General features: G+C 70.0%; 11 protein-coding genes. 3 read left to right on the top strand and 8 right to left on the bottom strand.

Annotated elements, in window-relative coordinates; translation table 11 throughout:
* Positions 1-6 precede the first annotated feature (6 nt).
* Entirely contained in the window at positions 7-1401 is a 1395-nt protein-coding gene (locus tag ACXN5W_RS13915) for a cytochrome P450 (RefSeq protein ID WP_473158669.1), read from the bottom strand.
* Positions 1402-1609: 208 nt separating this feature from the next.
* Between ACXN5W_RS13915 and ACXN5W_RS13920 the strand changes: the two genes are divergently transcribed.
* Together ACXN5W_RS13920 and ACXN5W_RS13925 are read left to right on the top strand one after the other, a co-directional pair.
* Positions 1610-3316: an aldehyde dehydrogenase family protein gene (locus ACXN5W_RS13920; protein ID WP_473158670.1), complete on the top strand. Its 1707-nt coding sequence runs from the start codon at positions 1610-1612 to the stop codon at positions 3314-3316.
* A 36-nt stretch (positions 3317-3352) separates the two neighbouring features.
* Positions 3353-3826, top strand: a complete 474-nt coding sequence (locus tag ACXN5W_RS13925) for a nitroreductase/quinone reductase family protein (protein ID WP_473158671.1) — start codon at positions 3353-3355, stop codon at positions 3824-3826.
* On the opposite strand, the gene ACXN5W_RS13930 is transcribed toward ACXN5W_RS13925, so the two are convergent.
* From ACXN5W_RS13930 to ACXN5W_RS13950, 5 genes are all read right to left on the bottom strand, one after another.
* On the bottom strand, positions 3789-5657 hold the full coding sequence (locus ACXN5W_RS13930; RefSeq protein ID WP_473158672.1) for an AfsR/SARP family transcriptional regulator: 1869 nt from the start codon (positions 5655-5657) through the stop codon (positions 3789-3791). The genes ACXN5W_RS13925 and ACXN5W_RS13930 overlap by 38 nt on opposite strands.
* Positions 5658-5696: 39 nt before the next feature.
* Positions 5697-6713 carry a glycosyltransferase family 2 protein gene (locus ACXN5W_RS13935; RefSeq protein WP_473158673.1) on the bottom strand — a complete coding sequence of 339 codons (1017 nt, stop codon included), beginning with the start codon at positions 6711-6713 and terminating at the stop codon, positions 5697-5699.
* 706 nt (positions 6714-7419) lie between these two features.
* A complete protein-coding gene (locus tag ACXN5W_RS13940; protein ID WP_473158674.1) occupies positions 7420-8442 on the bottom strand; it encodes a lysylphosphatidylglycerol synthase domain-containing protein in 1023 nt (340 codons plus the stop codon).
* 205 nt (positions 8443-8647) lie between these two features.
* On the bottom strand, positions 8648-9673 hold the full coding sequence (locus tag ACXN5W_RS13945; RefSeq protein ID WP_473158675.1) for a carboxymuconolactone decarboxylase family protein: 1026 nt from the start codon (positions 9671-9673) through the stop codon (positions 8648-8650).
* An 85-nt stretch (positions 9674-9758) separates the two neighbouring features.
* Entirely contained in the window at positions 9759-10463 is a 705-nt protein-coding gene (locus ACXN5W_RS13950; RefSeq protein ID WP_473158676.1) for a hypothetical protein, read from the bottom strand.
* Positions 10464-10736: 273 nt separating this feature from the next.
* Here ACXN5W_RS13950 and ACXN5W_RS13955 point away from each other — a divergent pair, with 273 nt between their 5' ends.
* Positions 10737-11444 carry a TetR/AcrR family transcriptional regulator gene (locus tag ACXN5W_RS13955; protein WP_473158677.1) on the top strand — a complete coding sequence of 236 codons (708 nt, stop codon included), beginning with the start codon at positions 10737-10739 and terminating at the stop codon, positions 11442-11444.
* A gap of 63 nt (positions 11445-11507) precedes the next feature.
* Here ACXN5W_RS13955 and ACXN5W_RS13960 read toward each other — a convergent pair whose 3' ends face one another.
* On the bottom strand, positions 11508-11990 hold the full coding sequence (locus tag ACXN5W_RS13960; RefSeq protein WP_473158678.1) for a ricin-type beta-trefoil lectin domain protein: 483 nt from the start codon (positions 11988-11990) through the stop codon (positions 11508-11510).
* Positions 11991-12155: 165 nt separating this feature from the next.
* Positions 12156-13172, bottom strand: coding sequence for a LacI family DNA-binding transcriptional regulator (locus tag ACXN5W_RS13965; RefSeq protein ID WP_473158679.1), 1017 nt, complete (start codon positions 13170-13172; stop codon positions 12156-12158).
* Between the last annotated feature and the right edge of the window lie 429 nt (positions 13173-13601).

Genomic DNA, 13601 nt, shown 5'->3' on the forward strand with positions numbered 1-13601 from the left:
GCTCGACTAGCCGGACCTGCCGATCCTGGTGAGGGTGACCTGGATTCCGTTGGCCGGGCGCAACGAGACCAGCGGCGCGGGTACGACGCTGCGGCTCGGCACCACGCTGAGCCGGTATCGCGTCGTGATCATCGCCACCGCCAGCTGGATCTCCAGCAGGGCGAGCGGTGCGCCGACGCACCGGCGCGGGCCACCGCCGAACGGGAAGTAGGTGTACCGCGCCGGACCGGGACCGGCGGGGCAGAAGCGCTCCGGATCGAACGCCTCCGGGTCGGTCCAGTGCTCCGGATTGTGGTGCGCGGCGTAGGTGGAGATCAGCACCGAGCTGCCGGCCGGCACCGGGTAGCCGCCGAGTTCGACGTCGGTCACCGCGTCCCGGGGGAAGAGCCAGATCGGCGGGTACATCCGCAGTGACTCGTCGACCACCTGCCGCAGGTACGGCAGCCGGTCGAGATCGGCGACGACCGGATCCCGGCCCGCCAGCACCTCGGCCAGTTCGGCGGCGAGCCGGCGGCGCACCTCGGGGTGCTGCGCCAGTGCGTACAGCGTCCAGGCCAGGCCGCAGCCGGTGGTCTCGTGGCCGGCGAGGAACAGGGTCTTGAGTTCGGCCCGGATGGCCCGCTGGCTCCACGGCTCGCCGGTCTGCTCGTCGCGGGCCGCGAGCAGCGCGGAGACCAGGTCCGTACCGCCGGGTTCCCGCCGTCGGGCGTCGATGACGCCGTCCATCACCCGGTTGATGGTGGCCTGGTGCCGGCGCAGCTCGCGTTGGTACCGGGTGGGCAACCAGCTGGGCAGCAGCTGCTCGCGCCGGCCGGTGAGGATCATCTCCTTCACCGCGAACTCCACCGCCGGCAGCAGTTCGTCGGCGTGTTCCCGCAGGTCCACACCGAACAGGGTCCGGCCGAGCACCCCCATGGCCAACCACATCGCGTCGGGCACGATGTCGACCGGTTCGCCGGTGGCGGCCGGGCGTTCCCACCGGGCCAGCAGGTCCGCCACGCATTCGGTGATGACCGGCGCGGCGGCGTCGATCCGGCCGCGCTGGAAGAAGGGCTGGCTGATCCGGCGCCGGCGCTGCCACTCGGCCCCGTCGGTGGTGAGCATGCCCCGGCCGAAGAACAGGTTGAACCGCCGGTAGAAGCGGCCTCGCCGGAACCGGTCGGTTTGATCCTGCAACAGCTGCTTGACCAGATCCGGTCCGGTCACCTGATGGGCGAGGAACGGTCCGAGGCGGATCCGCGCGATCGGGCCGTACTGTCGCTGGAGTTCCGTGGCCATCCGGAGGGAGTCACGGGAGAAGTCGCTCGTCCTGCCGAACAGGACGCGCCCGTCGGGTCCCGGCGCGGTCGGCTTCGGAGTGGTCGGCTTCGCGGTGGTCGGTGGCCCAGGTTCGGGCGTCACGGCCCTACGGCCAGGAAACTCATCAGCAATCCCCCGTTGAGATGCGAATTGACCAAACTCTATCGTTGGGACAGCCGATCGGACAACCCCTCACGCGGGCGATGCACTTTGAATCCGTACGGCAGATAATTCCTCACGTTACCTGTGGATCCCGTCGGGACGGCAAGGGTACGCAGGTCACCGAATATCCGCACGGGGGAGGGTATCGATGGGGACCAGCGACACCGACGACGTCAATCTCGACGCGCTCACCGAGGGCGCCACCCGGTGGGCGGGGACACCACTCGCGGACAAGCGCGCCGTGCTCGCCGAGACACGCGAACAGGTCGCCCGGGTCGCGGCGCGCTGGGTGACCGCGGCCTGCCGGGGCAAGGGACTCGCCCCCGGGTCACCTCTGGCCGGCGAGGAGTGGATCACCGGCCCGTACCCGGTGCTGGCCTATCTGGACGCGGTGCTGTGGACGGCGGACCGGCTGGCCACGGGGCGCAGTCCGCTCGACGGGCTGCCCACCCGCACCGCGCCCGGTGACCGGCTCGCCGTACGCATCCTGCCGTTCAACAGCTACGACCGGTTGCTGTTGAGCGGGTACCAGGGCGAGGTGTGGCTGCGGCCGGGGGTGAGCCTGGCCAGCGCCCGAGCGGACAGCGGCCTCGGACTGCGCCCGGGGGCCCGGTCCGGCGGGGTGGCGCTGGTGCTGGGGGCCGGGAACATCACCTCGATCCCCGCGCTGGACGTGCTGTACCAGGTGGTCGCGGAGAACGCGGTGGTGGTGCTCAAACTCAACCCGGTCAACGACTATCTCGGGCCGGTCCTCGCCGACGCGTTCGCCCCGTTGATCCGCCGTGACCTGCTGCTGCTCGTGTCGGGCGGCGCTGACGTCGGTGCCGCCCTCACCCGCCACCCCCGGGTGTCCGCCATCCACGTCACCGGCAGCAACGCGACGCACGACGCCATCGTCTACGGGCCGGGGGCGGACGGCGAACGCCGCAAGGCCGCCGGTGTCGCGCTGCTGGACAAGCCGATCACCAGCGAGCTGGGCGGGGTCGGCCCGACGATCGTCGTACCCGGCCCGTGGAGCGCGGCGGACCTGACCTTCCACGCCGCTCACCTGGCCACCCAGAAGCTGCACAACAACGGCCACAACTGCATCGCCGGGCAGATCCTGGTGCTGCCGCAGCGGTGGGCGAGCACGCCGATCCTGGTCGACGGCCTGCGCCGGGCGCTGCGCTCGGCGCCGCCCCGCCCGTCCTACTATCCGGGTACGGCCGACCGGGTGGAGCGGTTCCTCGTCGACCACCCCGGAGCCGAGCGGTTCGAGACCGGTGGATCGGCCCGGGTGCTCGCCACCGACCTGCCGCCGGACAGCGACGATCCGGCGTTCCGCACCGAGTATTTCGGGCCGGTCTACGCCACCACCAACCTGCCCGGCGACTCGCCCGGTGAATTCCTCGATCGGGCGGTGGAGTTCTGCAACGAGCGGCTCTACGGCACGCTTGGGGTGAACATTCTCATCCATCCCCGGGTGGCGTCCGTGCTGGGCGACAGACTGGACGAGGCAATCGCCCGGTTGCGATACGGAAACATCGCGGTAAACACGTGGGTGGGTTTCAACTTCGTCATGCCGCGCGGCCACTGGGGCGCCTTTCCGGGACACGATCTGGAAAACGTCGGCAGTGGAATCGGGGGCGTACACAATGCCCTGCTGCTGCCGCAGGCCGAGCGGACCGTCACCCGTGGTCCGTTCCGGCCGGCCCCGCGTTCGCTGGTGACCGGGCAGCTGTCGGCGGCTCCGCGGCCGCCCTGGTTCGTCGACCACCGCACCGCCCACGTCGTGGGCGAACGGCTCACCCGGTTCGCCGCCGCCCCGGGCTGGCGGCGGCTGCTGGCCGTACTCCCCCCGGCGCTGCGCGGATAGCCGCCGCGCCCGGCCGTCAGGAAGGACAGCCATCCCTTGTCGATCTTCTACCCGCTGCTGCGGCGGCTCGGTCACCGGTCCTGGTTCGCCACCATGCTCCGGCTCACGGTTCCGGTCGACCGGGCGTTGAGCCGGGCCACCACCGGTCGGGTGGTGGCCTTCAGGCTGCTGCCGTCCATGCTGATCACGACCACCGGTCGGCGTTCCGGGCAGCCGCGGTCGAACCCACTGCTGTACGTCACCGACGGCAGCGATTTCGTCGTGGCCGGATCCAACTGGGGCCAGGCGGCGCAGCCGGCCTGGGCACTGAACCTGCTCGCCCAGCCGGCCGCCGTGGTGAGCATCGACGGCCGGGAGATCCCGGTCCGGGCCGAGCTGACCACGGGGGCCGACCGGGACCGTCTCTGGCGGCTGATGTGCGACCTCTGGCCCGCGTACGACACCTACGCCGGTCGGGCACCGCACCGGGAGATCATGGTGTTCCGACTGGTCCCCGAAGGCTCCCCATAGGCTCCCCCTCGTATCGCCCGGCGAGTCGCTCCCGGGCGTAGAGCCGCACCAACTCGCCCATCCGGTAACTGCCCGGCGACGAGGTCTCCAGCAGTTGGGCGTCCACCAGCCGCTCCAGCATCCGTTCCGCGTCCGCCTCGGACCGGGTCAGCACCCGGGCCGCGGCCGAGCGGTCGAGCTCCGGCTCGTCCGATGCGCCCAGCAGCTTGAACGCCTCCGCCGTGGCGCGTTCGACCAGATCGGGGCTGCGCGACAGCCGCTGGTACGAGACATCGATGCTGGCCCGCAGCCCGATGCCGTCCAACTCCAGGTTGTCCAGCCGGCGACGCTCGTCGGCGAGCCGGTCACGCAGCTCGGCCAGCGGCCAGCCGGGCCGGGCGACCAACCGGGCGCCAGCGATCCGCAATGCCAGCGGCAGGCATTCGCACCACCTGGCTATCGCCGCCGCCGCCTCCGGCTCGGCGGCGATCCGGGTCTCGCCGACCCACTGGCCGAGCAGCTTGACGGCCTCGGACACGGAGAGGGCGCCCACCCAGACCTGCCCGGCGTTACCCAGCCCGGACAGCGGCTGGAGGCTGGTCACCACGGTCCCGCAACCGGTGCCGCTCGGCAGCAACGGATACACCTGGGCTGCCTCGGCCGCGTTGTCGAGGACCAGCAACAGCCGCCGGCCGGCCACCAGCGACCGGAACAGCGCGGCGGCCTCGTCGACCTGCACCGGCTTGTACGGTGCGGCGAGCCCCACCGTGCGCAGCAGCCGGGCCAACCCGTCGGCCGGGCTCAGCGGCGACGCCCCCGAGCCGGAGCCGCGCAGGTCGAGATAGATCTGACCGTCCGGGTACCGGTCGACCAGCCGGTGCGCCGCGTGTACGGCCAGCGTCGACTTGCCGACGCCCGCGGCGCCGTAGATGTTCACCACCGGTGTGGACGCGCCGGAGGTGGTGAACGACTCCAGCACCCGGGCCAGCTCGCGCCGTCGACCCACGAACCGGGACAGGTCAGCCGGAAGCTGCCGGGGCACGTCCCGGGCCCGAGTGGCGACGCTGGCCGTGGCGACGCCGGCGGCGCCGTCCGGGCGGTGGTCGCTGTCCAGCTCACCCCGCAGCACCGCCAGATGGGTACGCCGCAGCTCCGGTCCCGGCTCGGCACCGAGCTGCTCGACGATCTGGGCGCGTGCGTCGGCGTAACACTGCAACGCCTCCGAGACCCGGCCCATCGCGCACAGGGCCCGCATCAGCAGCGTGACCAGTGGTTCCGCGAGCGGATAGGCCCCCACGAGCTGGGCCAACCGGTCGGCGACCCCCTCGGCGTTTCCGCGCCGCAGTTCCTCGGCGCCCCAGGATCCGGCCAACCCGATGAACTGGTATTCGGCGCTCCGGCGGATCCGCAGCGCCCAGTCGCTGGTCGAGGTGGCCAGGGGCGCACCTCGCCACAGGTTCATCGCCTCGCGCAGCAGCTCGATCCGCTCGTCACTGGACGGCGGCGCCGCCCGGCTCGCCTCCACCAGCTCCTGGAACCGGTGCAGGTCGACCAGTCGCCGATCGATGTTGAGGGTGTATCCGTCCTCGTGGCGGCTGAGGCTGACCGAGCCCTCCTCGTCGCGTGCCTCCCCGAGGGCCCGGCGCAGCCGGGCCACATGGGCGTAGAGCGAGCTGCGCGAAGCCTCCGGTGCGGCCAGTCCCCAGACCCGATCGGCCAGGGTGTCGCTCGACACCGGCAGACCGGCGTCCACCGCCAGGGCGGCCAGCACCATGCGTCGCTGCCGCGGGCCCACGTCCAACGAGCGCCCGTCGACCTCCACCTCTATTGGACCCAGTAGTCGAATTCTCACCTGTAACCTCCCCCCCGTGAGACGACCCCGCCGAGACGATCAATCGGCAATCGCCCCCGACCAGCGCCGACGGAACCGCGGATCGACGAGATAGCACAGGCCACCGCTGAGGGCGGCGATCGAGATGGTCAAGCTGTAGGTGTAGTTGAGCGCCATGGCCGGAAACACCAGTCGCCAGCCGGCGGCCCTGCGGATGAAACCCAACCGGCCGAGATCCGCGAGGATGAACAGGGCCAGGAAGGCCAGTGGTACGGCCAGCAGGTAGGGCGAGATGATCCCGAGTGGGATCGTCGCGGTGGCCAGGAAGACCGCGGCGACCTCCTGCGGCTGATAGGTCGCCTCCCGTTCGAACCGGGAACCGCGGTTGTTCAGCAGCAGCGGCACCAGCCGGACGGCCCGCTTGAAGCACTTCCGCATCACCGACGACACCCGGTCGTCGTCGTCGTGGTAACCGACGACCTCGTTGGTCCGGATCATCGGGAAGTGCCGGGCGATCCGGACGCTGTACTCGGTGTCCTCGTTGATCGGTCCCAGCGTCTCGTCGAAGCCGCCGAGTTCGTCGTAGACCCGTCGACGGATCGCGCCGCCGGCGAAGTGCCCGGTGCGGGCCGGGCCCAGCTTGCGGAGCTGCCGATAGCGGGCGTGGAGCACCTGGACCTGCTCCACCACGCCGTCATCGATCATCGGCCGCTCCGCGTAGACGCCCCACACGCCGCCGTAGCTCGGGTTCTCGTCGAGGATCCGGACCGCGTTCGCCACCGCCTCAGGGGCGAGCGCGACGTCGGAATCAAGGAAGAACAGCACGTCCCCACGACTGGCCTCGATGCCACGGTTACGGGCCGGGCCGGTCCCCACGTTCGACGGCAGTTCCAGGACGGTGCAGTCGTAGCCGCGCGCGATGCTGGCCGTGCCATCGGTGCTGCCGTCATCCACCACGATCATCTCGATCGAGGGATAGGTCTGCGCCAGCACCGCCTCGATGCACAGTCCGATGGTCTTAGCAGTGTTGAGACAGGGCACAATTACCGAGACCAACGCCGGCTCGGACTTACCCATGGACACCCCCCGCTGTCACGTCCATCGATCTTCGCGATTCAGTATGCCTGTCGGTGCAGTTGAGTACCACCGTCTGCTGGGAAATTTCCGTCACATTATTCATGATCCATACTCGACGGTAGCCCTTACCTGAGCCGTGAACCCGGATCCCGTCCACCAACGCGAATGACACACACGTTTGGTCAAGAACTGGTACCGCCGACCGAACCATACGGTTACCAGCAATGGCGTTCACAAGCGCGCACGTAAACATCCGGTTTCGACACTGTCAAGAGCGCCGTACGTTCCAGCCGACGTTCCGATGGCCATCCCGAACAACGAAATCCCTGGTCAGGCTCGGTTTTTCGGTTTTACCAACCGAAAGGTTGGAAGATGTTCGTCGATGCGACATGCCTCCGTGGAACTTGCTCGTCCGGGGCATGGTCAACCTGGTTCCCACGCTCCGGAACCACAACGGGACCCGGCCGACGGCCGGATCGCGGTTTACCGACAGGAATGCCCGAGCCGTCCGGGTGAAACGGACGAGCCGGGGTGAAATCCATCTTTGTTCGGTCGACTTCGGTAACGCCAACATCTGCGGACCAACTGGTAACGATTTCGCTACGCCTTCGGACCCGTTAAGCGTTAGAAACGGTCGTACCTTGGCGCCACCGGAGACGAACCACCACTTGTGAGAGTAGTCACCCACTCCCCGATCTTGACAAAACTACGCCTCCCCCTCATTACCCAATTCGGTATGCCCGGCCCGTACTCCCGCCAGCACCGGCGCCCGGCCCACGGAGCGCTTCCGGCGCTGGATCTCGGCCAGCAGCAGCGCCACTCCGGCGGTGACCAACTCGCTGACCGTGACCACCAGCCGACTCACCAGGACCACCACTCCGGCCACCGGCAGCGGCAGTGTCACCCCGAGCGCGGCCAGCAGGACCACCTCGCGCACCCCGATCCCCTCGGGGGCGAACACGGCCACCATTCCGGTCACCGCGCCGAGGCCGAACGCTCCGACGCAGAGCAGGAACGAACGGGCCGGCGGGGCACCCATCGTCACCGCGAGCACCCAGAGGTGCAGTCCACCCAGCAGCCAGGCCAGCAGCTGCACGAGCACCGCCCGCCGGACGCCCCGGTCCGAGACACCATCGGCCGGCGCCGGCCGGCGCAGCAGCCGGGCCGCCAGGACCGCCGCCCAGCCGACCAGCCCCGGGCGGACCAGTACGACCACGATCGGCACCGCCGCGAGCACCAGCCAACCGGCCGACGAGCCGAAGACGTCAGGCCCGGCGGCCAACCCGACCGTCGCGCCGGTGAGCATGACCACCACCAGCGCCAGCAGCCACGCGTAGGCCATCCGACCGGCCGACACTCCGGCCGCCTTGCCCATCCGGATGGCCACGACGAGCCCCAGCACCTTGCCCGGGACGAACTTCGTGAACTGGCCGACGAAGAAGATCCGAGTCGCCGTCATCAGGTTCAACCGGTCGCCGAGGCCGGACATCATCTCCCGCCACGACACCATGGTCAGCACCACGGACACGGCGTTGAACAGGAACGCGACTCCGACCAGCAGCGCGAACGAGGCCGGCGACCGGTCCGTGGTCGCCGACCTGAGCACCGACCAGTCCTGACCGCGCAGCGCCAGCCCGACGGCGGCCACGATCACGATCATCAACAGGACCAGCAACGACCGTTGGACGGCGGCCCGCCAGCCGCGCGACCGGGACGACGCCGTGGACACCGTCGACCCGGTATCTCCCTCCGGCCCGTCCGTCATCTCCCGTACCGACACACAGCCTCAACTCTGAGTAGTCGACAGGTTCCTATCTGGTTGTCACGCTACTGCCGGGAGGCTTGTCGATATCTTGATTCGACGCTCAGGAAGGCCGGACCGGGGCGTCGCGGGGCAGCGCTTGGCCTGGCCGGGGCGCATCTGGTGGCGCAGGTCACACCACGCCGGTCGGGTCCTGACCGGCCCGGACGTCTCCGGGTGCGACCGGCTCCCGACCGGTGATCGAGTCCGCCAGCCGGTCCACCGCGGCGACGGCGCCGAAGCTGAACAGGCGCACCAGGTCGGCGTCGGTGGCGTCGACCGGCGCTCGCCAGGCGGCCACATCCGCGTCGGTGATCCCGTGCGGGGCCATCGCCACGAGCAACGCGAGCCTGGCCGCGGGACGATCGAGTTCGGGAAGGCTCGCCAGCCGTCGTTCCCACCGGTCGGCCGGCGGCGAAGTGGTGCCGGCCCAGTCCGCGACCGCCGTCCGCAACAGGTCCCGACCCGCCGCGCTCAACAGCGCACCGCCAGACGCCGCCGCACCGCGCAGGGCGGCGAAGGCGATCCCGACCGGCGTGTCGACGGCCCAGCCGGGAACCGGCCCCAGCGGGATATCCGCCAACAGGCGCAGGCTTTCGCCGGCGGTGAGCCGGCGGCGGGCGGAGCGGGCGTACGCCATCGCACCGACCCGGCGGACGGACTGGGATCGTTGCAGGTTGCCCGGTAACAGCTTCTCGTCGGTGAGGGTCGAGAACATCCGGTTCGTGAAGTGGGTCGCCAGGGCCGTACCCAGGTACTCGGTGGCGAGTTCGGTCGGAAACGGGGGTGTCCGCAACTCCGTGGCCCCCGGGGTGCGGGTGGCACTCGCCCAGGCGACGAGCCTCGCGTGTTCCGGGTCGGCCGGCGGGCGACCGTGCAGCAGGTCCTCAGCGAGTTGATGCTCGCCCAGGGCGTGGATCATGATCGTGTGCGCGTCCACGCAGAACCGGCAACCGTTGGCCCGCGACACGGCGACCGCGACGATTTCCTTGTCCATCCGGGGCGCCTGCCCCACCAACTCTGACTCGCGCAGGACCGCCCAGGCCGCGGCGTGCAGGTCCGGCGCCGCGGTCAACATCATGAAGGCGGCCTGACCGAAGTCGGCGGTCGACTGGGCGTAGACGTCGGCGACCCGGCCGGTGGCCGCCTTCCTTGACACGTGACCAACGTGGCGAACGAACATCTCAACTCCGGTTTCCGGGGCGGGGTCGGTCGTGATGACCATTCAGGGCAGCCACTGGCTCTCACCACGCCGTCGCGGCGGAGAAGGCGCGGCCGAGTCGGACATATCCGAGGGCGTACGGTGCGGCACCGGCGATCTCGATGACCGACGTGATCATCGAATGTGACCCGAGGCCGAACAACGCCACGGTGCCGCCGATCGAATACACCACACCGCCGCAGGCCAGCAGCAGGCCCGTCCAACGCTGTCCGTAGCGGCTCAGCAGGACGGCAAGCAGCACGTATCCGAGCGGGAACAGAACGTTCGCGGTCAGCACGATGACCCCGCCCTCGATGTCGAGGTCGGCGGACGTGTGTACCAGGTCGGGCGCGTACCGGGCGGTCACCGGGTTGTGGCCCCCGTCGAACACGATGAGCCCGAACCACAGCATGGTGCCGACCAGCGCGGTGTACAGCGCCGGCAGTCCACGCGGCGCGAACCTACGCACGCCGAGGGCCAGGACGCCGGCCAGGCAGGTCGCCTGCACCAGCAGGCTGATGGCCTCCATGGTGTGTGTGAAGGCGTACCAGCCGGCGCCGGCCGCGATGCTGTGGCCGTCGCGTGCCGGGTGCAGTATGACGGTGGCCAGGAACAGTGGGCCCCCGACCAGCGCCGTTGCCCGCACCATCCGCCGTACCCGCCGGGTGTTGTCCTCGATATCGCCTTCGCGAAGGGTGCCGGGTGTCATCACCCTGGCGACGCTCTCCGGGGAGCTGTGAAAACTCATCGCTGGCCTCCTCGTCCGCTCGATCAGACCGACCCGGGTGGTGCGGCCGGCACCCAGCCGGGTGCGATCGACCGGCAACCAACTCGAACAACCATGTTCGAGTTCAAGGCTACACTAAGTCAAACATCCATGTTCAAGTTAGTGTGGGTTATCGTGACCGGAACAAACCCGCCGTGTTCCGCCAGGATCCGCGCCAGGCGCCGGGCAACCCGGCCAGCGGTCCGCCCACGGCCACGGGTCTGGTCGGCGGGCTCATGCGACAGAGGAGCAGGCATGCCAGCCACACCGCGCGGCGCCGGTGACCGACCGGGTCCCGCACGGCGTCCGGCGACGCCACCCGCGGAACGGCGAGCGGACGCCCGTCGCAACATCGCGGCGATTCTGGACGCGGCCGTGCTGTGCCTGGTGCGGAACCCCGACGCCAGCGTCGCCGAGATCGCCCAGACCGCCGGCGTGGGTCGGGTCACGCTCTACGGCCATTTCAGCACCCGCGCCGAACTCATCGACTCGGTCCTGACGCGCACCGTCGAGCAGGCGGACGCCGCCCTCGACGCGACCGACACGACCGGTGACCCACGGCAGGCACTGATCCGGCTCGTTGCCGCCTCGTGGCAGATCGTCCACGAGTTCCGGTCCGTGCTCGACGCAGCCCAACGCGAGTTGTCCGCCGAACGGGTCCGCGCCGTCCACGACCGGGTCCTGCTCCGCGTCCGTACCCTCATCGAGCGCGGGCAACGCGCCGGCGTCTTCCGTACCGACCTACCCGGGAACTGGCTCGTCACGACCGCGTTCAGCCTGATGCACGCCGCAGCCGAGGACAACGCCGCCGGCCGGCTCGACGCCGACCTCGCCCCCCGGGTCGTCGCGGCGACGTTGCTCGCCGGCCTCAGCCCGCCCGGCACCGCCGTTCCCACCGTTGACGTGGCGCCCGAGAGCGTCGGGCGATCCGGCGCGGGCGTCGAATCCGGCGCGGTTGGTTGACCCGGTACGCCCAGAACGTCCCCGACGGGTGAGCCGGTCGGGACGCCCGGAGACCCGGGTACGTCAGGCGATCGGGTGCCGCCAGACCTCGATGTCGGTGTTCCGGCAGACGCCGGTCCAGGAGACGTAGCTCCAGGACTTGTCGTCCTGCATGCAACCGACCGTCCAGTCGAGCTGGTGGAACCGTCCGTCGCTGGTGTATCCCCAGTGCTCGCCCCACCTGTCGGCGCAGGTGGCGATGAAGACCGCGTTCGTGTTGCTGGTAATGGCGCAGTAGTCGGTACCGGTGTTCCGGATCAGGTGATCGGTCTCCGAGTACGTCCACTGCTGGGTCTTCGAGCCGGTACACGTCGCCGTGACGACGAACGTGGTGCCCTGACCGACCGACCCCGACCAGTCGAGACACAGCCCGGTCCCCGCGTTGCGGTACACCCCCAGCAGGTCATTGGCGGTGCCGGCCTGAGCCGGAGCTGCCGAGGTGAGTCCGACGACGACGGCCGTGATACCGGCCACCAGCAGCGAAGCGATTTTCCGGGGTGATGACATGCTGCCGCCTCCACTTGTCCAGGTCTGGCATCAGGATCCCCTCTCCAAATCGAAGATGGTGAACCTGCTTGCCTCCCACAATGGGCGACGAATCTCAGCGGACTTTTAGAGGGCGCCTGTTTCAGGCAGTTCGCGTGCTTCGGGTTCTCGGACAGGCTGGGAGGGCTACCCGGGGGCGGCGGTGCTGTCGCGGACGATGAGTTCGGTGGCGAGTTCGACCCGGCGGGTCTCGATCTCCTCACCCCGCGCCAGCCGCAGGACGGTACGGGCGGCCAGCAGGCCCATGTCGGCGAGGGGCTGCCGGACGGTGGTCAGTGGCGGCGAGGCCCAGCGGCTCTCTGGCAGGTCGTCGAAGCCGACGACGGAGATGTCGTCGGGTACGCGCAGGTTGCGTTGCCGCACCGCCTCGTAGACGCCGAACGCCATCTGGTCGCTGGAGGCGAAGATGGCGGTCGGTGGCCGATCGAGACTCAGCAGCGCCTCGGTTCCGGCGTACCCGGACGAGTGATAGAAGTCGCCCTGCTGGATCAGGTCGGGGTCGAGGTCCAGACCCGCGGCGGCCAGGGCCGCGCCGTAGCCGTCGAGCCGGGCGCGACTGCACAGCAGCCGCTTGGGCCCGGCGATGAGACCGATCCTGCGGTGTCCGAGGGACAGCAGGTGCTCGGTCGCACTGAGCCCGCCGGCCCAGTTGGTGGCGCCGATGGTCGGTACGTCGATGGCCGGACCGCCGGTCGGGTCGATGGCCGCCAGGGGGATGTCGAGCCGCTGCAACTCGGCGTGCAGCGTCAGTGGGACGTCGGAGGTCACGAAGATCACGCCGTCGGTCGCCCGGTTGTGCAGGTTCTCCAGCCACTGCCGGATCGAGGCGGACTGGCCGTGGATCGCCGAGACCACGGTGCCGATCCCGGTGGCGTGCGCCACCCCCTCGACACCCCGGATGATCTCGACGGCCCAGGGGCTGTCCAGGTCGTTGAAGACGAGGTCGATGAGGCTCGCCGACGTCCGGTTACGGGTCAACCGCCGCTGGTAGCCGTGCTCACGCAGCAGCACCTCCACCCGCTCGCGGGTGTGCGGCGCGACGTCGGAACGACCGTTGAGCACCCGCGACACGGTCGGCACCGAGACGCCGGCCTGCTGCGCGATCGCGCTGATCGTGACCCTGCGGTGATCGTCGACTTTCACGAGCGTCCCTCCACCGCCGGCACGGTTCCCTCTGGGAAGTTCGGATGGCGGCGGCCGGGTCGCCCACTCCGGTACATCGCATTTTGCCCCGGCCGGACGGCTCGCGGCAGGCCGGACCGCATGCCGTAGGCAGAAAGTACCGGAAGTTTTCGAAATTTCCCGCTGGGTCGGGACGTCCGCGGGCCCGCGATCGGCGTCCCCTGGCGGGGCGCCCGGAGGGTTTTCGGAGACCGCTACCCCGGCAATGATCGATGGCGTCGCCCGGACGCGCATGGCGGGGTTCGGGTTCGGTCTGGTCCCGATGCGCAGGCCGTGGGGGGGGGGGGGGGGGGGGGCGCCGCAGAAGGAAAGAACTGCGAGCCCCCCGGCCAAGAGACGGGACACGGAGAGGGAAGGAACACCGGCCCCGGCAGCAACAACGAACAAAGA

This window comes from Plantactinospora sp. A48 (genome assembly GCF_055793945.1).

Coding starts and splice junctions, on each gene's coding strand:
- ACXN5W_RS13920 (WP_473158670.1), top strand. CDS start 1,610: ATGGGGACCAGCGACACCGACGACGTCAATCTCGACGCGCTCACCGAG.
- ACXN5W_RS13935 (WP_473158673.1), bottom strand. CDS start 6,713: ATGGGTAAGTCCGAGCCGGCGTTGGTCTCGGTAATTGTGCCCTGTCTC.
- ACXN5W_RS13950 (WP_473158676.1), bottom strand. CDS start 10,463: ATGAGTTTTCACAGCTCCCCGGAGAGCGTCGCCAGGGTGATGACACCC.
- ACXN5W_RS13955 (WP_473158677.1), top strand. CDS start 10,737: ATGCCAGCCACACCGCGCGGCGCCGGTGACCGACCGGGTCCCGCACGG.
- ACXN5W_RS13960 (WP_473158678.1), bottom strand. CDS start 11,990: ATGTCATCACCCCGGAAAATCGCTTCGCTGCTGGTGGCCGGTATCACG.